Below are 19,419 nucleotides of genomic sequence, written 5' to 3' on the forward strand. Positions count from 1 at the left end.
AGAAATTCGTCTATGGTCTGGCTTAAGTCTTTATGCCCGCGAGGTTTGCGTCTGATAGCACGGCCTCGATCACTGTTTTGGCGGCCTGTTGCTCCTCTGCGATGTTGTCTTGTTCAGCGTAGTAGAGGGTGCGGATGGCTTTCCAGAGGGTCCAACCCATGGCGCGGTGCCAGGTAGGTTGGTCTATATCGACCATGGTTTTGAAAAGCTCCCGATTTGCACCAGAGAAGAACTTCCAGGTGATAACTAAGTCACAGGCAGGATCGCCAATGGTGCATAAGCCGAAGTCGATGACTGCACTGAGACGGCCATTTCGTGTGAGAATGTTCCCGGTTGAGAGGTCTCCCTGCACCCAGACGGCGGGTTTTGTCCATTTGGACTGAAGAGCCCGCTCCCAGATCGTCAGCGCGGCTTTGGCATCAATATCGTCGGTCACGCCAGCAAGGCACAAGCGGGTCTCTTCGTCATAAACGCTCAGATCACCGCCACGATGGAAGTTATGGTCGCCTGCGATCGGCCCGCCAGTCGTGTCCGCAGCCCAGAGCGCGTGGAGATAGTCTGCCAGGTCTTTGGCAAACGTGTTCATGTCACTGATGGTGGCAGCGGAAACCGTTTCGCCCTCAATCCAGCGATAAACAGACCACGGCCACGGATAATCTGCTGAGGGCCTGCCGAGAGCGACTGGCTCAGGAATGGCTACGGGCAGCTGATTTGCCAGCTTTGGCAGCCACTTAAACTCCTTCTCAACCTGCGGAACATAACCCGCAGCATTTGGCAGACGCACCTTCAGCTTATCGCCAAGGCGGAGTGTTTTGTTGTCCCAGCCCTCGTTCTCAACGCATCTGAGAGGCAGGTCCTTCCATTCAGGGAACTGCTCATCAAGCATCTTCCGCACCACTTCTGGCGCTATAACCAAACGGTCATCACTCATTGAAACTCACAATCACACTTAAAAATCAGCAATAAAAAAGGCGTGGTTGAGACCGCACCTTGACTTAAGCAGAACTGAGTGAGCTTGCGAAGGGAAAGCCTCAAGACCGAGGCAATCCCGCAAAAACTGTCGCTCTAATGAGACACTAGGCCACGAACATCAGATAGAGGCCGAAGAGCGCCGTGATGGCTCCGAACGCGCGCAGGAACATGCGGCCGCTGTTCCACTCAGTCAATGAACCAAGCCCGATACCAGCCAGACCCAGCGCGAACGTGGAAACGGAGAAGCCGAGCGCGTAAATCAGCAGGCTGTTCGCATTGGCCTCAACAGCGTGGGCTGCGCCGTGGAACACCGCAAACACGCCAACAATCAGCGCGCCCACGACCACAGGCAGTTTCAAAGCAAACGCCACAAGCAAGCCAACCACGATGACGGAGGCCAGAATACCCATCTCGACATATGACACAACAACGCCCATGTAGCGCGCCCAAAACGCCATGAACATGACAAGCGTAAACACCAGTGGCCAGATCAGACGCTTCTGGTGCAGTACCAGCGCGGCCCAAACACCAACGCCAACCATGGTCAAGATATGGTCCAGCCCACCCAGAGGGTGCCACAGACCGTGAAGGAAATCCGCCTTGGCTTGTGCCGTAGAAAATGCGGCAGCCTGAGCGGGCAAAGCAATCAACATCAATACTGCCAGAAGACCTGTCAAACCGGCAGTTTCTCTCAATTTCATCAGTGCAATATCCAATATTGGGCGCGCAGCAGCACGCGCAGTCCATGTCGTCAGTTAGGGTGCAGGGTGACCGCACAAGGTGACGCCAAACTGACTTGTTTTCCGTAGGCAAGCAATCAAACCGCGTTCTTTTGGGAAAATCACGCCAGATTGCCTGTAGAAAACAGCATTGGACATTTTGAGAGGCAAGGCGCCTGCAAAAAAGGGAGCCCGAAGGCCCCCTTTGCCGCTTGGTTTAGTGGGTCATCAAAACCGGGATCTTCATATCATGCAGAACCTTGCGCGTTGCCCCTCCAAACAGGTATTGGGCGAGGCGGCTGTGACCATAGCCGCCCATCACCAGCATATCGGCCTTGAGGCGATCCACGGTGCTCAGCAGCGCGTCTGACACGGAACCGGAGACATTGCTCATCACTTCCAGATGAATGTTGACGCCATGGCGCTCGAAATAATTGCGGATATCCGTGAGTTCTGAATGCTTTGGCTCATCGTGCGGGGTGATCATCACGACGGATACGGTGTCTGCTGCCTGCAGCATGGACATGGAGGCATGTGCTGCGTTGGAGGCAGGACCGGACCCATCCCACGCCACAGCGATGTTCTTGGGTGCGAACGCTTTTTCGTATGCGTGTGGCACAATAAGTGTCGCGACACCGGTATCAAACACCATCGCCTCAATCATGGCAGAGCGCATGGGTTCCGGCTTGGCGGGATCATCCTGACGGATCACGGTGACGTCGCTCAAACGGCCCAGATGCATCAGTTCGTCAAACGTGCCTCCCAGAGTGATGTTGGTCGTGCGGGTTTCGCCTTCCACGCCGGAGCCATCAAAGTGTTTTGCAAAGCCTTCCAATGACTTATTGAGCAACTCAGCAGACTGTTCCTGCAAGCGCTGCTCATAGTCAGGTGGCATCGGCCCTGCCGTGCACAGGTAGTAGGAGGTCTCGTAGTTTGGGACCACACCAATCAGATAGGCATCTGTCAGCTTGGAGAGTTCAACGGCAACGCGGGTTGCGACCTGATCGCCTGTTGTGTCGGTAAGGGTGACGACTGTTTTGATAGACATATCTGAACCTCCAATTGACTCACTTCATGAAGCGCAGAATGCGAAAAGCTCCCACCTGTCGGTCGAGTTGCCTGAAATGCCCTTCCCGCCTCATACAGTGATAGTTGGACGCAAACAAACACAAGTAAATTGGGTGCTATACTTAGCTCATACCGAATTATTATAACCCTACGTACGCATTATAACCTTAAGTCAATCTATGGTAGACATAATACCTCAAAACAAAATCTCGATGATTACATTTTGAATATTTAAATATGAGCGCCATACATTCGCCATACAGAGCAAAGCACTCGCGGGTACTCAACACAATCGACATAAATTGAAATTCATCTAGCCCATTGGCTTTGCGTTTCTTTTTCTAAAGCCAAGCATCGTTGTTGAGGGGAATAGAGATTTATCTATATTTCCAAAATGAGCTCGGACGAACCATTTGATCCTGCCATTCCGATCCCCGAACTCGAAAATCTGTTTGATGCGAGCATCCGGGTGTTTTTGCGGAATGGAATAGTAACGGCCACTATGGACGATGTGGCCGAAGCTGTTGGTGTATCTACGAAAACGCTCAATGCTGCTTTTGGGTCGAAGCGGGAGTTGGCGGTCTCTGCGCTGCGGTGGTACTACCTCAAATACAGCCAGCAAATGCAGTCGGTAATGGCGATGCATTCGGATGCGTACTCGGCGCTGCAAGGGGTGCTGATGGAGTTTACCGAACTGTGCTGTGATGACCTGAAAGCCGAAAAAGGCCTTTTCTGGCCGACACTTGTGGACCTTGGCTACGTCGACGAGAGCCTTTGGGCGGAGTTTCAGAACCTGCAATTTGATTGGGAAGATCAGATCAGGGATAAGTTGACTCAGTGTCAGGATGAGCTGAAGAGCCCCGAAGACATCGAGATCCTGACTGCCTACTTTATTATGGTTTTCGAGGGCCTCTACGAGCTCGTGAAATTCGGCACCCCACGCGAAAAACTCTTTGCATTGATTGATGTTACGCTGGAAGTGCTGGGCAGCAGAATGAAGACTGGTGGGAAGTAATTCCCCTTTTCCCATCACCAGAGCGCAGACAGCCCCATGGAGGCGCCAGTGGCGCCCCCATTTCAGTGCACAGTGAGGAGTATATCTTTATTTTGAAGTGGCACTGAGGGCATTGCCCAGGGCGAACACGGATGCGAACAGCAGGACGATATCTTTCAGCAGGAACTGTCCCGGAATAACAGAGATCGCGAGCACGCCAGTGTCAGGAATGAACACGCCCGGCGTGGAAAAGAAGAAGCTGAAGGTCACCAGGAATGTCGCGATTGCGCCCAGTGCACCGTAGACCGCGAACTTTGGAGCGAAGAAGCGGGTGGCGAGTAACCCGGCGATGGTCAGCTCAGTAAGTCCGATGAGTTTGGACACAGCTCCTTCGGACAGGAATGTGTAAAGCCATCCAAGAAAGGGAGAATTCTCGACCAGTCCGCGAATTGCTCCAGCCTCATAGGCCGTAAACTTCATTCCGCCAAACCAGAGGAACACGAGAATAAGGGCCGCGAAGATTCCGTTTTTCGCGATGTCGGAGAACAAAGCACCCAGGGCGGCATTGTCTTCTGATTGTGTTGCAGTCGCGTGAGTAAGATCAGTCATGTCAACCTCCTGTGTTGAATTTGGCAGTGTGTTGTGGCGGGTCTTGCCAGCCTGTGCGCTTAGGTATATGTATTACGGACCGATGTGTCCATAATGAATTACGGACTAATCGGTAACATTGTTGTGAGCGGGAATAGAGTGATGGCAAGACCTCGGGAATTTGACCCTAAAACTGCGTTGGACAGAATACAGAGAGCTTTTTGGGAAAAAGGCTATCACGGCACCTCCATGCAGGATCTGGAGAGGATAACCGAGCTGAAAAAGCAGTCGCTCTACCGGGAATTTGGCAATAAAGACGCCATGTACGCGCGAGCGCTGAAGCTTTACCACGAACGGGACATCACCCATCTGGCACAGGTGATCTGCAAGGCACCGGACGCAAAGCAGCGCTTTGTGGATCTGTTTGAGGCGGTGCTGGAGCCGGTACGCAATGGCGACCGCAGCGGTTGCTTTCTGTGCAACTCCGCCATTGAGCACGCCCATGATGATCCGCAAATCCAGCTGAATGCACAGGAAGGCATCAAGAGCACGCAAGACCTGTTCAACACCGCCCTCGCCGTCTCCGAGCCTTACAAAGGCGATGCGGCCCTGCGAAAGCAAAAGGCCAACCTGCTCGCCGCCGGCTACTTCGGCCTGCGCGTCATGGTCCGCGGTGGCACTCCGCTGGAAGAGCTAGAAGAAACGGTCAGCGTGCTCGTCAGCACGATCTAAGCACAACGGTTTTGCTTAGCAGGCGAAATAAGGTACGCGTTGCCCCCTCTATAATTTTTGGATTTTCAAATGGCTGGTTATGTTCTTCACCACTACAAAATTATCGACAGGTCTCGCATTGAGGAACTCGGCCCAAGATCCATGCCAATTCTCGAAAGATATGGCGGTGAGTTGATCGTCGCGAGCCCGATGAAAGCCCTTGCGGATCCGACCCCTTATACGAACATGGTGATGTACAAGTTCGAGAGTTTTGAGGCCGCTCTGACCTTCTATAACTCAGAGGAAATGGTGGAACTCAGAAAGTTCAGCAGCCAGGTCATCGAGGGTTTTGCAACCGTCATTCCGGGTCATTCAGAAACAGAAGGTGTTGTGAAGTCAGGCTATTTCACGAGCGAAGCCGCAAGCTGATCTTATCCCGCAGATGAAGCGGTGGGTGAGAGCAAGCCGCTTTATCATAGATGATCTTTTCTTTCTGCTTCGCACCATATTGTCCTGACAATGCAAGTATTTTGGTAGAACATATTTATTGAAGTAGGGTGTCTTTCTCAAAACCCTTTATTGGCCATCCATCTATATTGTACAGCGCCCCCACAAGACAGGCGCGCCCAAGTTTTACCATTCGGGGGAAATGCGTAAATGGCTTACTTGATTAACTTAGATTACAACAACAGAGAACCTCAATTTGAGTTCCTTGATGCACCAAAAAATAAGCCGCGTTTTGGACTTAGCAGTGGAAATATTCTTGATCCCAGCCGTTTCCCGACCAAAGCAAAAGAGGAAACAAAGAAAAAGGTCATTCCCGATATCTTTTCCATGCCGGGACTGAATGCAGTCTCTCAACGCTTCAAGGATCTGGTGGAAGAGTTTGAACCAAGAGTTCATCAGTTTTACCCACTCACACTGTTTAAGAAGTCAGGTGAGCTGATTGATGGCAATTTTTACATCTTCAACTGCGGGAAACGTCTGGATGCGGTGCTGAACAAGCACTCTCCAGTGGGGTGGGGAAAGCCAGACGATTTTACGGGCAAGCCTAAGTTAAACATTCACAATGACAATACCAACTACCTGAGTGCCTCTCGCATTAAGGGACACCATTTTTGGTGTTCCGACTATCAACGCGTTATAGGCGTTTACGTCTCTAATGAGGTTTTCAAGCGCCTGAGCACGGAAAAGTTCAAATATTTCAAATTCAAACGCTGGCCCGAGCTTGATGAACCGTGGTTTCCTGAAGAAAACATTGGCCCATTTCTCGAGTGGGAAGCTTCTCAACAGGATTGATCTGGCTTGAATTAATGCGAACGGCACCCGCAGATAGCGGCAAGTTGAAACTTTACCATTCAATCACTTGATGAACATAGTTCGCCATTTCCCCGCATGAAAAAGCTGGCAAAGCACAGGTCTTCGCCAGCCGGATTTCTAAGTGCACAACAGCCTTAGACGGACTGCACCTTGTACAGGAAGTCGTCGATCTGTTCGCGCAAGCCGATCACTTCTTCGCGGACAGAAGAAGCTGTTTTTGAGACCAGATCAGAGGACTGGTTTGTCTTTTCAGCCGCTTGCGCCACCAGCACCATGTTTTCAGAAACGTTCTGTGTGCCCGTTGCCGCCTGATGCACGTTCTCAGTGATCTCTGCTGTAGCTGCGCCCTGCTGCTCCACAGAGGCCGCGATGTTGGAGGCGAACTCGTTGACCTGGCGGATGCTGGAGGTGATTTCCTGAATGGCTTCAACAGCATCCTTGGAAGAACCCTGAATCTCAGCAATCTGTTGGGAGATCTCCTCAGTCGCCTTTGAGGTCTGGCTCGCCAGCTCCTTCACTTCCGTTGCCACAACGGCAAAGCCCTTGCCCATCTCACCAGCACGAGCCGCTTCGATGGTGGCGTTAAGCGCCAGCAAGTTGGTTTGCTCGGCAATGTCTTGGATGAGGTTCACCACCTCACCAATGCGCTGCGCCGTGCCGTCCAGATCCATCACCTTGGCATTGGTTGCCTGTGCTGCATCGTTGGTCTGCGTGATCACCTTGTTGGTGCGGGCAATCTGCTGTGCAATCTCCTCAATGGAGGTGGAGAGCTCCTCAGAAGCCGAGGCCACCGTCTGCACGTTGGCAGTGGCTTCTTCTGAAGCGGCGGAGGTCGCGGTGGTCTGAACGTTGGTGTTCTCAGCGATATTCGCCAGTTCTTTGGAGGTCTGCTCCAGCTCATCAAAGCGGCTATGGATGACACCCAGAGCGGTTTCTGCTGTGCCAGAGAACTCCTCGATCAGCTTGGCCGCTTCCTTCTGGCGATTGGCTTCACGCTCATGTTCCTTCTCCGCCTCAGACTGCAAGGTCTGACGTTCTGAAACAGCAGTGACGAACACTTTCAAGGCGTTAGCCATCTGGCCGATTTCATCAGAGCGGTCTGTATACTGCACTTCGTCCTTCACGTTACCATCTGCCAAAGACTGCATTCGGTGTGTCAGATTGACGATTGGGCGAGCGATGGAATTGCCGATGAACCAGAGGATGAGACAGCCGATAAGACCGGAGCTCACAGCTGCAATCAATGCCATGTCGCGGGTGTAGCGTGCGCCTGCACCCAGCTCGTCCGTGGTGACGGACATGCCGGCAAACCAGAACTGATCCGTTGTACCCAGCTGGAATTTCTCCAGAATAAACAAGCGGTCACCGATTTCCTGCACGTTGGCCTTCTCGCGGACGCCGTTCATGATGGTCTCAATCACCGGACGCACCTTCTTGCCCAGAACGTCACGGTCACTGTGGCTGACCCAGAGACCGCCTTCACTGACCACGGCCAGACGGCCTGTCTCATAGAAGTGCGCAGCGCTCATTTTCTCTTGCAGCTTGTCGAAATCCACGTCGATCACGACCACGCCAACAGGCTCGCCGCGGGCATTCAGGATCGGGTCCAGAACGGAAGCGGAGAGGATGGTCTTGCCTTCAACGTCAAAGGTGTAAGGCTCTGTTACGAATTGACTTTTCTGCTGCATGGCCCGGCGCATGCGGCGCTGAACATCCGCGCGGCCAATGTCTGCTGTCAGGGACTGGACGCTGCCGTTTTCCATGTAGAAGTACGGAACGAACTGGCCCGTATCAGAGGCGTACTTTTTGCCGACGTAATCCGCATCCTTGCCTGCAACATCCGGTTGCAGGAAGACGGCGATGCCGAGAATGTCCGTGGTGCCGCGCAAAGCAGCTTCGGTCATCTGGGCAATGTTGGTGCGGGATGCTTCTCCGGTGCTGATCTCGGCGCCGTAAGTGTTTGCAAGCGTTGTTGAAATAACCTGCGACTCTTTTAAAAGATCCTGCGCAGTAACGGCCAGACCGGAGGCGACCGAGTTGAACAAAGCGCGGCTGTCTTCCTCAGCGGTTTGCATGCTGAGGTATGTCCCGATTGAAATTACGAGGGATGAGGCAACGAGAAGAACCGCTGCGGATGCGCTAACAATGCGATGACTTAGTTTCATTTTTTGCTTCGCCATACTGTAAAATTCAGTATGGGTTCCGCCATCTTCCACTCATATGACGCCGGATTCAACCACCTGAGGTTGATTACCGCTCTCCTTGCGTAAATACAACAATCACTATTATTATAGTTTTGTTAATATTTAACTGGATATTGCCCCACAATACATGTTATAGATAAGCTTAAGTCAGATATTATTTCTGATATAGAACCCATTTATTCAACAGTACTAAAACAAAACTACAATCACTATTAGGGATTATCCATAAGTGCATAATGCATATTTTGGAATTAATCTTTGAAAAAGTCGAATATACAGCAGCAATAGTACTTACATCTTCATCACGAGACTAACTTTCATCGGCCTTACGAAGACGCAGATCCGCATCATTTGGGACTGGGGGGATAACTGCTGCGCGTGCCAAGGGCGTCCAAACGGGGATTGAAGGGGGAGTAATCTTTCTACCCGTTTTTGCGTTGCTATGTTTCGCCACAAAGGCAAACGGGGCGAAGCTCGAAAACTTCACCCTGTTTTATCCAATCATTCCAGCAGGTTAGCCTTACGCAGGCACCTTTTCCTGTTTTGCGTTAATTTGTGCGTTGCTAAGCGCTGTTTTGCGTCGCTCGCGCAGCTTCAACGCTTTTTCGGCATTGCCCGCACGCACGTGTCCAAACCCGCGAACTTTCACCGGCCAGCTCAGTAGATCATGCGCAGCTTTCTCACCGGCCTCTGCCAGGTGAGTGCAGACGAGATCCATGTCTGCCTCATATGATGAGCGCAGTTCATTTGCGAGAACGCGTTCCTCATTGTTGCGGAACGGGTCAAGGACCGATCCGCGCAGCCCCCGCAGGCTGGAGAGGAGGGAGAATAACTTCATCATCCACCGCCCGAATTCGGTCTTCACCGGTAGACCGGTTACACGGTCCTTTCGTGCAAAGGGACCACCTCCGATGTGGAAGCGCACATTCAGATCGCCCTCGAAGCTGTCCGTCAGGTTCTGCCTGAACTGCGGCTGAGTGAACAGGCGGGCGACCTCAAACTCGTCCTTATGCGCCAGAAGACGGAAATATTGCGTCGCAGCGGTGCGAAGTATCTGTTCGCCTGCTCCGGCCTTTTTCAGCGCCACCAGCCTCTGACGGTAAAGTTTGCCAAGGCTACCGCTCTGATAGTCCTTCAGGCGGTTCACCCGGTCTTCTATCAGCTCTTCCAGTGGCAGAGGCCGATCCAGCTTCACCACCTGCGCAACCGGTGCCCGTGCTTTGGCAACACGCTCCGGGTCCAGCACCATCAGGCGGCCCCAGTTGAAGGCTTCGAAGTTTTTGTCGCGGGCAACACCGTTCAGCTCGATGGCCTGACGGATGGAGCCGAGCGTCACCGGAATGAGACCACGCTGCCAGGCGGCGCCGAACAGCATCATGTTTGCCATCACCGCATCACCGCACAGGTCTTTCGCCGCCTGCGTGGTGTCGAAGTAAGCCAGCCGATCACCAACAGCCTCTTGCAGCCGTGCCTGTAGGTTGGGGGTGTTGATGTCCCAATCCGGGTTCTTGGAAAAGTCGATGGTCGGCACTTCTTCCGTGTTCACCACCACCTGAGCAGACCCCTGGCGCAGGGTTGTCAGCGTCTCATCACCTGCCGTCACCACCAAGTCGCAGCCAATCACTACATCCGCTTCGCCAACTGCCAGCCGCGCGCTTTGCAGGCCATCGGCGGATTTGGCGATACGCATGTGTGTCATCACCGCGCCGTACTTCTGCGCAAGGCCCGTCAGGTCCAGCGTGGAAACACGGCTGCCATCCAGATGCGCGGCCATAGACAAGATCGCGCCAATGGTAACAACGCCCGTGCCGCCGATGCCCGTCACCAGCAAACCAGTGGACCCTTCAATCGCAGGCAGCTCTGGCTCTGCCAGAATCTCATCGCCCACGCTCTCCACCTGACGCTCTGCAGGAGTGGTCGCCTTCTTTGGCTCCGCACCGTGAATGGTCACGAAGCTGGGGCAGAAGCCCTCAACGCAGGAGAAATCCTTGTTGCAGCTGGACTGGTTGATCTGCCGTTTGCGGCCCAGAGGCGTTTCCAGCGGCTCGATAGAAAGACAGCCCGACTTCTCGCCGCAATCACCACAGCCTTCGCAAATATCTGGGTGAATGTAGGTGCGGACTTTCGGATCTTCCCACTTGCCACGTTTGCGCAGGCGGCGGCGTTCTGTGGCGCAGGCCTGATCATAAATCAGCACCGTCACGCCCTGTATCTCACGCAAGTCCCGCTGCACCGCTTCCAGCTCTCGTCTGTGGTGCACCTCAACGCCTGCCGGAATGGACTGGGCTTCCACCCGCTCCACATCCTCTGTCACCACAACCACCTTCTTCACACCCTCATTGAGCGCGGCGGTGATGAGCTGCGGCACGGACTGCTCGCCATCAACGGGTTGCCCGCCGGTCATGGAAACAAAGCCGTTGACCAGCAGTTTGTAAGTCATGGTCGCGTTGGCGGCCACGGCCTGTCGCATGGCCAGAAAGCCGGAGTGGAAGTAAGTGCCATCGCCCATGTTGGCGAACACGTGCGGCTCATCCGTAAACGGCGCCTGCCCCACCCAGTGCATACCCTCACCACCCATTTGGGAGGGAGCCTTGGTCTTCACCGGGTCATTGAAATACGCAATGGTGTGGCAGCCAATACCTGCCAGTGCGCGGCTACCATCGGGCACCTTGGTGGAGGTGTTGTGCGGGCAACCGGAGCAGAACGAAGGACGGCGCACAGGCCCCGGTTTCAGCTTGATCGGCACCGGCACTTTGGCCTTCAGCCCGTCATCCTCCAGAAACTCTGCAATGGCGGAGGCCACCTGATTGGCCGCCAGCACGCCAGAATTCGGCAGCAAGCCCTTGCCCTGCACCTTCAGCGAGATGCCTGCATCAAACAGGATGGATTTCAGCTGCTCCTCAACAACAGGGCGCTTTTCTTCCACCACGAGGATCTTCTTCAGGCCCTTGGAGAAGTCCTCGATGATCTTCGGGTCCAGCGGCCACACCATGCCGATCTTCAGGATGCGGATGCGGCGCTTTTCCGTTTCAAGGGACGTCAGCCCCAGCTCGTTCATAGCCTGACGCAGATCAGAGTAGGATTTACCCGAGGCGATGATACCAACCTCTGCCTCATGCGCATCATGGGTGATCTGGTTGATGTTGTTGGCTTGCGCAAAGGCCAGCGCGCGTGGAATCTTCTCTTCCAGCAGCCGCTTTTCCTGCTGCACCGGCAGATCGATCTCGCGAATCCAGACACCGCCCTGCGGGTCTTTAAGGTCCGGCTTCACCACCTCAATGCGGTCTAGATCCACCTCCACGCTGGAGGCGCTCTCCACCACATCGGTCACCAGCTTCATGCCCACCCAGCATCCGCTGTAGCGGCTCATCTCCACCGCCAGAATGCCGTAGTCCAGAATGTCCTGCGGGTTGGCGGGGTAGAGCACCGGCATGCCTGAGGCGATCAGCATATGATCCGACTGACCTGCCACGGTGGAGGACTTGGCTGCGTGGTCATCCCCACACAGCGCCACCACACCACCCTTGGGGTGCGTACCGGCAAAGTTGGCATGGCGGAACGCATCACCAGAGCGGTCCACGCCCGGCGTTTTGCCGTACCAGAAGCCGACCACGCCATCCTTGTTGCGCATCTTCATGTTGCCCACGTGCTGTGAGCCCCAGATGGCCGTCGCCGCCAGATCCTCATTCACGCCCGGCTGAAACACAATGCTGTGCTTATCCAGATGCAACTGCGCCCGCCACAGCTCCATATCATAACGCCCAAGAGGAGACCCGCGGTAACCGGAGATAAAAGCACCCGTATTCAGCCCAGCCAGCTCATCGCGCATGCGCTGTTGCAACGGCAAGCGCACCAGCGCCTGATTGCCAGTGAGAAACACAACACCGCTGGTCTGGGTGTACTTGTCATCCAACGACGGCGCGTTATGGCGTTTTGACGGGGTCGGCTCACTGCTTTTTTCTTCAGAAACCATCAGGTTACTCTCACAAATGTCTGGCGTTGCCGCGGGACGGCAGGAATTTATCTGCGAAGAAACGGGCCGATTTTTTGGAAAATTATTTTTGGAGCGTGGCCTACTCGCATTATTACGTAGGCCCATACTGCATGAAATATCAGCGGATGTACAATAATCCCTTTGAATACAACAGATAACCAAACCGACCGCCCTGAAACCTCTGATTTCCTTAGGACTTCAGCACTCCGCTACGGCAGTTTCACCTGAGCGCGCGCACCTCCCCCAAACGCAAAAATGGAGCCGTAACGGCTCCATTTTTCTTCGGAAACTCTAGCATTAGCTGGGCTGGGCACCTTACTGCGGCAGCAGGACGTCGCCTTTGCCGTTTTGGACGACCAGCAGAATGCAGTCTTTTGGGCCGACGCAGGCATCATCGTGGTACTCTTCGCCCGGCTGCATCACGAAGGAGCCAACCGGCAGCACTTCTTTTTTGCCTGCGCGGGTGTGTTCCCACTGGCCCTGAATGGTGACCGCATAATAGGTGTTGGTGTGACCGTGCTCACCCACGTGGAAACCGCCCGGGATCTTCAGGTACATGCCATAGGGGCCAGTCTCACGATCGCCCCACAACACGGAAAGGTGCAGCGGTGTATTGCCAAACTGGGTCCACTCAATGTCTTTCAGCTGGGTCATGTGGTCTTCATCTCCACCAGCAAACGCGGCGGTGGATAGGGCGATAAGGGCGGCTGCACTGATGGCTTTCAGGGCTGTCTTGAACATGGATCTTCCTCGTAACTCTCTGTTTTTATGAGCGTAAAGCGATGCGCTTTTGATGTGAGACAGAGACTAGCGTTTGCCTTGATCCTGTGAAATATGCATAGTTGCAGCGAACAAGGGCGGACATGCATATGAAACTGAGCGCAGACGATCTTCTGGTGATTATGCACCTGACACGCGAGCGAACGCTGGAGAACGCAGCCCTCGCGCTTGGCAAGGACACCTCCTCTGTGTTTCGCGGTATCAAGCGCATTGAAACCAAGGTGGGCGAGCCGCTGTTCACCCGCTCCCGCGCCGGTTTCAAGCCGCTGCCGTTGGGTCTGGCGCTGTGTGAGCAGGCCGAGCAGATTCATGCAGGCCTTTCTGCGGCCGATGCTCTGCTGGGCAGCGAAGACACCGGGCTTTCCGGCCCGCTGCGGGTGACGACCACGGACCTACTGCTGCAAAGCGTGATCCACCCTCACCTCGCAGCGTTTCGTGAGGCCCACCCCAACCTGCAGCTGGAATTCAACGTCACCAACAATTTCGAGAACCTGAGCGAGCGCCGCTATGATGTGGCCCTGCGCCCCACCAGCCAGCCGCCGGAAGATATGATCGGCCTGAGACTGGGCACCATCGATTACAAGCTGGTGGCTGCACCAAGCTATCTGGATGCTTTGGGAGATGGGGTGCCGGACTTTCAGGAGCTGACCTGGTTGATCCCCGGTGACAGCTTGCAGGCGCATCCGGCTACCGAGTGGTTTCGTGAAAAGGTGCCCTCACCGGCCAGCATGCTCCGCTATGACAGCATGGCGATGCTTGCCGGGGGCATCCGCAGTGGTCTGGGCGTCGGCATCTTGCCCGACATACCAACGCTTCTGGATGGCCTGCGAGATGTTGGTGAGCAGCCTGCCATCTATCAGACCGATTTGTGGCTGCTCTACCATCCCTCCAACCGCGGCAATCCAAGGATCACCGCGTTTGATGGATTTGTGCGCGGGGCGCTGTCCACTTAGATCAGAGCAGATCTGCGATCAGATTTCTCTTCACGCCCCATCTGCGGCTTTCCAGTGCTTTGCGGCTGTTTTTGGAAAGGTCTCCAGCCAATACGAACCGGACATCTCTGGTCTTAACATCCTTGGCCGCGAGGCTTCGGGTTACTTTCCAGATGGTCTTGGCGTTGTAGGAGGTCCAGCTCAGGTAGTCGTAGGGCAGCACCACGTTGACCGTGCTATCAGCTTGATACGCCACCACCACATCATGGTGCACTTCTACCTTCTTGATCTTGCTGCTTTCATGCAGACGGCCCAACATCTCCACCTGCATCAGCGCTGCAAACGCTTGCGGGCGGGATTTGGCGCCAGACGCGTGCTTCATGAGAGTATCAATACCTTCAAGGTCTTTCGCCTCTGTGGCGAGGCCGGTGAAGATGGTTTTCTCCGTTGGCGTGAAGTGCGCATTCAGCAAGAACGGTTCTGTGCTTTCCTTAGCAATGCCTGCTTTCGCCAGTCGCTCCCGGTTGATGTCGGCCATCGCTTCCGGATCTTTCAGAAGCGTCTTCTTCGTCAGGCTGTCCGCTGTCTTCAGGCTGGTGATAATGATGCTGCCCACACCGGGCACAAAGCCCAGCCCCTGATCCACGCCAAACTGACCAGCGGCGTGATAATTGGCCAGCTCTGTCATTTCATCCCGCAGCGGGGTGAAGTGGGTGTACGGGTCCACCTTCATTTCAAAGGCAATCTTGCGGATGGCATCCGGACGGCCAAAGAAGCCGCTGATGAAACCGTCTTCCTCACGCTCTGCGGTTTCCTGCGGCATATTTCCGCGTGTTTTCACAAAGGTCGCCGCTTTGCCCACGCCCTTGCGCACCGACTTCACCATGCCTTTGGCATTGCCATACACATTCTTGGCAGCGGTGACGGGGGCTGTCACCGTTGTGTAGACCGATTTGATTGGCGTGATGACGGCTGTGCCTGCACTCTTGGCAAAGGCAACCGCCTTGTTTCTTTCACGCAGAACGGCCAGCGCGTTCAGCTCGTGGATGTGATCCTCCATGAACTGCCTGCCCTGCACCGTGTAAGCACCATCCTCGGTTTTGATGGCAAAGACCGCGAACCGGCCATTGCTGGGTGCGTCCTCACTGATGGTGTAGGTCTCGCTCTTCAGGGGGACTGAGAGAAGATCCGCAGCGGCGAAGTATTTCGGCGGCTCCTCCAGCTTGCGAAACGCAGCAGGCATCTGCCCCGTTTGCTCTAACGAAACCTCATTGGCTGCAGCCTGATTGTGAGAGGGACTATCAAACAACCCGTGCTTTGACTGATAACTGGAACAAGCAGAAACAGACAAAAACAACAGCAGCGTGAACGGCTTTTTTGCAGATAACATAAGAACTCTTTGGCCCGGAGAGAAAGGTATATCAGCAGCAGAATTTCACAAAAACGGTAACGGCACGGTTATGCGGTAAGGTATTATTTTTATTATGTTATTTCAAATTTCAGAAATTGCCAAAGTTAAATATGACAGATACAGATGCGAAGGAGCTTTGGCGTGTCCCTCTCTCTGGGTTACACCCGAAAACTCTGTCACCACAACTCCTTAAATTCCATATGTAGTGGTGTTTTCAAAGCTCCAAATATCAAGGGAAGCAAGCTGATTGCCCCCTCTCCTCACACCGCCAATAATATCTTCGCGCGGAAGGCCAGGCCGGCCTCCGTTGTGTCATTCTTTCCAGCCTTTCACTACAGGCTCATCAATGGATCTACCACCCAATGAGGCCTCTCTAAAAACAAAAAAATCATCAAGTAAGGGGACAAAAACGGGTGTATTGGGCGCAAACATGGCCCATAACTTGTGGTCTTCAAAGCGCACTGCGAAGCCACCATTTGGAGAAAAATCTCTCATGTAACCTTCGCCACCCCAGCGGGGTTCGCGATTTGGATGAAGAACATCATAGTTGCAAGCAAAGAAACCGGCCCGATTAAGATCTACATATGCCCCTTGCTCAGTTGGGATAACTGGATGGATAGCATCAAGAGTGGCAAAGCGGCCCGAGAACTCACGTTCTCGCTCCGAAATCCGGTTTATAGGCGTCAAGGAGAAATTATTTCGGGCACCTCCGCCAGGTACAAAGTCTTGAAATTTTAACCAAAGATCGGACGGAAGTTTGTATCCGACAGAATCTTTAGGAAGAGAGGCTACCCATTCTGTCATCCCGGGCACTAAAGACCATTCGGCTCGTGGAATGCGCCAAGCCCCATGGCATATAGAGACAACCCGGAAACCGTGCCCAGGACCACCAAACCGATCTTTATACAGCTGATATTCGTCGGCTGTGTTCTGATCTCGCGGGAAGAGAAAAGGCGTCAGATCAGGGCTTTCGGTCTCCGCGCGTTTTTCCGAAGCCAGAAAGGCTGATTTATCGGTAATTTCCGGCGGATGGGCTTTTACAAACTCCACATGACTATGTTGGCCAGACAAAGCTCGCTTGCTGACGTAATACTCCATCTGATCCAGCGTTTCGTCATTATTGACCCATAGCACTGGAACTATGGAGTTGGGCTGAAGGGTTCTGTGCTGCTTGGTGAAGGCTGTATCCAGGAAACGGTAGTTTTTTTTGCGATCAGCTTCACGCTCTTCCTGAGTGGCCGAAGCCCATCTACACGCTGGGGTAACACGGACATAGACCGCCTGCTTTGTGCCAGGCACATATGCCCCCATAATTGGCGGATTCGCATAAGTCCCGCCTGTGGTGACCCCAGGTTCATTGGTACCGCCACTCACCAAAGTACCTGTGCACTTTATGACACGCTCAATACGTACCGGTTGCCCATCAACCTTTACATCCACGGCATAGCGATAATAAGCCGGGTACCTCGGATCATCTCTGACGCAGCCCGACAAAAAAAGAAAACAAGCAATAATACAGCGCCAGCTTGCAACCGCTTTACTTGACTGCTGCGAAAACGAACTCAATTTAGATTTCATTGGGTTTAGCTTTCACTCCAATGCTGCTCACCCGATGCCCCTATGAAAACGCTATTTAAAATATCTACATTTCTGCCCATCTCGAGGAGCTTTGGCAAGCTCCCCCTCACCGAGTCGCATCTTTAAACTCTATCACCGGGTGTCCTCAAACTCCGAACACAAGGCTGGTCCCCCCCCTCCTCACATCGCCAATATCATCTTTGCGCGGAAGGCCAGTCCTGCCTCCGTGGTGTCCTGATCCAGTTCGGCGCGGGCGCGGAGGACTTGGCCTTGGCGCAGGTCGAACATCAGGCGGGCGCGTTCCAGGGAGGGGAAGTCGGCGGGCAGGTTGCCCAGTTCCTTTTCCTTCTCAAACCGGGATGCAAGGCGTTCATCGGCGCCGGTGATGGCATCCTGAAGACGCTCGGTGGTGCCTTCCACCTCTCCCACCGTGGTTGAAACGCAATTGCCGAGGAAGCAGCCTTTGCTGCCGCTTTCGTGGTTGCTGGCGTAATCGATGGTGGAGCGCATGAAGGCGATCACGGCCTTTTCGATATCCGGCTCACTCTCAAACGCTACCAGCGGTGCACAGCCGTCATCATTGGAGTAGCGATCAATCGCCTCCAGATAAAGCTGATGCTTGTCACCGAACACCGCATACAGGCTGGGGCTGTTGATGCCCATGGCGGAGGTGAGGTCCTTCATGGACGCACCATCATAGCCTTTTTTCCAAAATACATTGATGGCGGCTTGCAGGGCTTCATCGCGACTGAAGTTTCTTGGGCGTCCCATTTATTTTGTATCATCCATTACAAAACGATTGACTCTTGTTTGCAGTCCAGTTTAATAACGTTCATTACAAAACTCAAGGAGGCTTTTGTGAAACATACAGCATTGGCTGCGGGACAGGTGTTTCAGCAGCTGTCCGTCAAGTCTGTTGAGGGTGGTGAGCTGACGCTCGGCACGCCGGGACCAGACTTCGACTGGCAAATGATTGTGGTGTATCGCGGCGCCCACTGCCCGCTTTGCACCCGGTATCTGAAGCAGCTCAACGATATGTTGAGTGAGTTCCACCAGCTGAAGATCGAAGTGCTTGCGGTTTCCGCAGATAATTTGGACCGCGCGCAGCGCCAGTTGGCAGAGGTGCAGCCAAACTTCCCGGTTGGATATGATCTGAGCATCGAGCAGATGCAGGAGCTGGGCCTTTACATCTCCCAGCCTCGGTCTGCGCAGGAAGCCCCTTCTCCGTTCGCCGAGCCCGGTCTGTTTGTGGTGAATGACAAGCAGGAACTGCAGCTCGTGGACATTTCCAACGCGCCGTTTACCCGGCCTGATCTGACCGCGCTGATTAGTGGACTGGGGTTCATCCGCAAGCCAGAGAACAACTATCCAATCCGCGGCACGTTTAAGTAAATCCGAGGCTTTTTGAGCGGTTTTCTGTAACCGCGCACCTCGTAAAACCCACGTAACACAACGCCCCATAGGACGATCCAACTCAGCCACAACATGAGCTGAGAACCCTTGATCTCACCCTGATAACCGCGAAAACACGAAGAAAGACAAAGCAATGACTAAGGCGACGCACACAGTGGAAGCAATCCGCGCTGCAATGGACCACCTGATCGACCGCGCCACCAACTACGACATTGATGCGCTGCAGAGCATCTATCACGATGACTTCCACACCACCCTTGTTGCACCGGACAGCACCGTGACCACCTTCAACAAGCAGGAGTTTATCGAGCATTTCCGCAAGCAGGCAGATGCTGGCAAACACCAGCTGAACACGTGGGCCGAGTGGCATGATTTTCATATTCTCGGCGACACAGGCGTGTCCGTTCTCACCCGCAAACACAGCGGGATGAACAATCAGGAAATGAAGCTGCTCTGCAACATCGAATGGCGCTTCGAAGACGGCCGCTGGCAAGTCCTGCGCGAAGCCATCTTCATGCAACCGCTGGATGGCTAAGAGCTGGGGTTTCGGCTCCCCAAACATCTCACCCGCAATGGCAGCGGGTGAATGTGGTCTTGCAGATCTACTAAGCAATTAACAAAACCCAAGAAACGTCTCGTTTTGAGCAAAACAGTTCCAAAGCCTCAATTTGCCTTCATATTTAAAAAGGCAATAAAATCATTAGTAATAAGCACTATTCCCCATTTGGGGAACAA

Annotated in this window: 17 protein-coding genes; 7 read left to right on the forward strand and 10 right to left on the reverse strand. The window is 53.9% G+C overall.

Annotation, left to right across the window (positions count from 1 at the left end):
• Positions 1-22: 22 nt before the first annotated feature.
• The 3 genes from AC3CB2_RS18780 to AC3CB2_RS18790 form a co-directional block, all read right to left on the reverse strand.
• Positions 23-931, reverse strand: a complete 909-nt coding sequence (locus AC3CB2_RS18780) for an aminoglycoside phosphotransferase family protein (RefSeq protein WP_352935808.1) — start codon at positions 929-931, stop codon at positions 23-25.
• Between the two features lie 145 nt (positions 932-1,076).
• A complete protein-coding gene (locus AC3CB2_RS18785) occupies positions 1,077-1,673 on the reverse strand; it encodes a HupE/UreJ family protein (RefSeq protein ID WP_352935805.1) in 597 nt (198 codons plus the stop codon).
• Between the two features lie 235 nt (positions 1,674-1,908).
• Positions 1,909-2,739, reverse strand: a complete 831-nt coding sequence (locus AC3CB2_RS18790) for a universal stress protein (RefSeq protein ID WP_352935802.1) — start codon at positions 2,737-2,739, stop codon at positions 1,909-1,911.
• A 414-nt stretch (positions 2,740-3,153) separates the two neighbouring features.
• Here AC3CB2_RS18790 and AC3CB2_RS18795 point away from each other — a divergent pair, with 414 nt between their 5' ends.
• Positions 3,154-3,774, forward strand: coding sequence for a TetR/AcrR family transcriptional regulator (locus AC3CB2_RS18795; protein WP_352935799.1), 621 nt, complete (start codon positions 3,154-3,156; stop codon positions 3,772-3,774).
• Between the two features lie 87 nt (positions 3,775-3,861).
• Here the strand turns inward: AC3CB2_RS18795 and AC3CB2_RS18800 are convergent, their stop codons facing one another.
• A complete protein-coding gene (locus AC3CB2_RS18800; RefSeq protein WP_008549172.1) occupies positions 3,862-4,362 on the reverse strand; it encodes a DUF417 family protein in 501 nt (166 codons plus the stop codon).
• A 141-nt stretch (positions 4,363-4,503) separates the two neighbouring features.
• On the opposite strand from AC3CB2_RS18800, the gene AC3CB2_RS18805 reads away from it, so the two are divergent.
• The 3 genes from AC3CB2_RS18805 to AC3CB2_RS18815 all read left to right on the forward strand — a co-directional run bounded on the left by AC3CB2_RS18805 (position 4,504) and on the right by AC3CB2_RS18815 (position 6,351).
• On the forward strand, positions 4,504-5,073 hold the full coding sequence (locus AC3CB2_RS18805; protein WP_208990066.1) for a TetR/AcrR family transcriptional regulator: 570 nt from the start codon (positions 4,504-4,506) through the stop codon (positions 5,071-5,073).
• Between the two features lie 69 nt (positions 5,074-5,142).
• Positions 5,143-5,481 (forward strand): DUF1330 domain-containing protein, encoded by a 339-nt coding sequence (locus AC3CB2_RS18810; RefSeq protein WP_352935795.1) that lies wholly within the window; start codon positions 5,143-5,145, stop codon positions 5,479-5,481.
• A gap of 228 nt (positions 5,482-5,709) precedes the next feature.
• Positions 5,710-6,351: an imm11 family protein gene (locus AC3CB2_RS18815; protein ID WP_352935792.1), complete on the forward strand. Its 642-nt coding sequence runs from the start codon at positions 5,710-5,712 to the stop codon at positions 6,349-6,351.
• 155 nt (positions 6,352-6,506) lie between these two features.
• Here the strand turns inward: AC3CB2_RS18815 and AC3CB2_RS18820 are convergent, their stop codons facing one another.
• From AC3CB2_RS18820 to AC3CB2_RS18830, 3 genes are all read right to left on the reverse strand, one after another.
• Entirely contained in the window at positions 6,507-8,537 is a 2,031-nt protein-coding gene (locus tag AC3CB2_RS18820) for a methyl-accepting chemotaxis protein (RefSeq protein ID WP_352935789.1), read from the reverse strand.
• 559 nt (positions 8,538-9,096) lie between these two features.
• Positions 9,097-12,549, reverse strand: a complete 3,453-nt coding sequence (locus tag AC3CB2_RS18825; RefSeq protein ID WP_352935786.1) for an indolepyruvate ferredoxin oxidoreductase family protein — start codon at positions 12,547-12,549, stop codon at positions 9,097-9,099.
• A gap of 336 nt (positions 12,550-12,885) precedes the next feature.
• Positions 12,886-13,311, reverse strand: coding sequence for a cupin domain-containing protein (locus AC3CB2_RS18830; RefSeq protein WP_352935784.1), 426 nt, complete (start codon positions 13,309-13,311; stop codon positions 12,886-12,888).
• A 128-nt stretch (positions 13,312-13,439) separates the two neighbouring features.
• Here AC3CB2_RS18830 and AC3CB2_RS18835 point away from each other — a divergent pair, with 128 nt between their 5' ends.
• On the forward strand, positions 13,440-14,303 hold the full coding sequence (locus tag AC3CB2_RS18835; protein WP_352935781.1) for a LysR family transcriptional regulator: 864 nt from the start codon (positions 13,440-13,442) through the stop codon (positions 14,301-14,303).
• Position 14,304: 1 nt separating this feature from the next.
• Here AC3CB2_RS18835 and AC3CB2_RS18840 read toward each other — a convergent pair whose 3' ends face one another.
• From AC3CB2_RS18840 to AC3CB2_RS18850, 3 genes are all read right to left on the reverse strand, one after another.
• The gene (locus AC3CB2_RS18840; RefSeq protein ID WP_352935779.1) at positions 14,305-15,672 is read right to left on the reverse strand and encodes a hypothetical protein; all 1,368 of its coding nucleotides are present in this window, start codon (positions 15,670-15,672) and stop codon (positions 14,305-14,307) included.
• A gap of 333 nt (positions 15,673-16,005) precedes the next feature.
• Positions 16,006-17,271 (reverse strand): hypothetical protein, encoded by a 1,266-nt coding sequence (locus AC3CB2_RS18845; protein ID WP_352935777.1) that lies wholly within the window; start codon positions 17,269-17,271, stop codon positions 16,006-16,008.
• A 180-nt stretch (positions 17,272-17,451) separates the two neighbouring features.
• Positions 17,452-18,042, reverse strand: a complete 591-nt coding sequence (locus AC3CB2_RS18850; protein WP_352935774.1) for a TetR/AcrR family transcriptional regulator — start codon at positions 18,040-18,042, stop codon at positions 17,452-17,454.
• A gap of 87 nt (positions 18,043-18,129) precedes the next feature.
• Here AC3CB2_RS18850 and AC3CB2_RS18855 point away from each other — a divergent pair, with 87 nt between their 5' ends.
• Both AC3CB2_RS18855 and AC3CB2_RS18860 read left to right on the forward strand, forming a co-directional pair.
• Complete coding sequence (locus AC3CB2_RS18855; RefSeq protein WP_352935771.1) at positions 18,130-18,663, forward strand: peroxiredoxin-like family protein; 534 nt, start codon at positions 18,130-18,132, stop codon at positions 18,661-18,663.
• A 154-nt stretch (positions 18,664-18,817) separates the two neighbouring features.
• The gene (locus tag AC3CB2_RS18860; RefSeq protein ID WP_352935769.1) at positions 18,818-19,219 is read left to right on the forward strand and encodes a nuclear transport factor 2 family protein; all 402 of its coding nucleotides are present in this window, start codon (positions 18,818-18,820) and stop codon (positions 19,217-19,219) included.
• Positions 19,220-19,419: the final 200 nt, after the last annotated feature.

The sequence above is a fragment of the Pseudovibrio sp. SCP20 genome, assembly GCF_057774105.1.

What these genes read in the sequence shown, in the direction of transcription:
- AC3CB2_RS18780 (WP_352935808.1), bottom strand. Translation starts at nt 931, where the DNA reads ATGAGTGATGACCGTTTGGTTATAGCGCCAGAAGTGGTGCGGAAGATG.
- AC3CB2_RS18785 (WP_352935805.1), bottom strand. Translation starts at nt 1,673, where the DNA reads ATGAAATTGAGAGAAACTGCCGGTTTGACAGGTCTTCTGGCAGTATTG.
- AC3CB2_RS18790 (WP_352935802.1), bottom strand. Translation starts at nt 2,739, where the DNA reads ATGTCTATCAAAACAGTCGTCACCCTTACCGACACAACAGGCGATCAG.
- AC3CB2_RS18795 (WP_352935799.1), top strand. Translation starts at nt 3,154, where the DNA reads ATGAGCTCGGACGAACCATTTGATCCTGCCATTCCGATCCCCGAACTC.
- AC3CB2_RS18800 (WP_008549172.1), bottom strand. Translation starts at nt 4,362, where the DNA reads ATGACTGATCTTACTCACGCGACTGCAACACAATCAGAAGACAATGCC.
- AC3CB2_RS18805 (WP_208990066.1), top strand. Translation starts at nt 4,504, where the DNA reads ATGGCAAGACCTCGGGAATTTGACCCTAAAACTGCGTTGGACAGAATA.
- AC3CB2_RS18810 (WP_352935795.1), top strand. Translation starts at nt 5,143, where the DNA reads ATGGCTGGTTATGTTCTTCACCACTACAAAATTATCGACAGGTCTCGC.
- AC3CB2_RS18815 (WP_352935792.1), top strand. Translation starts at nt 5,710, where the DNA reads ATGGCTTACTTGATTAACTTAGATTACAACAACAGAGAACCTCAATTT.
- AC3CB2_RS18820 (WP_352935789.1), bottom strand. Translation starts at nt 8,537, where the DNA reads ATGAAACTAAGTCATCGCATTGTTAGCGCATCCGCAGCGGTTCTTCTC.
- AC3CB2_RS18825 (WP_352935786.1), bottom strand. Translation starts at nt 12,549, where the DNA reads ATGGTTTCTGAAGAAAAAAGCAGTGAGCCGACCCCGTCAAAACGCCAT.
- AC3CB2_RS18830 (WP_352935784.1), bottom strand. Translation starts at nt 13,311, where the DNA reads ATGTTCAAGACAGCCCTGAAAGCCATCAGTGCAGCCGCCCTTATCGCC.
- AC3CB2_RS18835 (WP_352935781.1), top strand. Translation starts at nt 13,440, where the DNA reads ATGAAACTGAGCGCAGACGATCTTCTGGTGATTATGCACCTGACACGC.
- AC3CB2_RS18840 (WP_352935779.1), bottom strand. Translation starts at nt 15,672, where the DNA reads ATGTTATCTGCAAAAAAGCCGTTCACGCTGCTGTTGTTTTTGTCTGTT.
- AC3CB2_RS18845 (WP_352935777.1), bottom strand. Translation starts at nt 17,271, where the DNA reads ATGAAATCTAAATTGAGTTCGTTTTCGCAGCAGTCAAGTAAAGCGGTT.
- AC3CB2_RS18850 (WP_352935774.1), bottom strand. Translation starts at nt 18,042, where the DNA reads ATGGGACGCCCAAGAAACTTCAGTCGCGATGAAGCCCTGCAAGCCGCC.
- AC3CB2_RS18860 (WP_352935769.1), top strand. Translation starts at nt 18,818, where the DNA reads ATGACTAAGGCGACGCACACAGTGGAAGCAATCCGCGCTGCAATGGAC.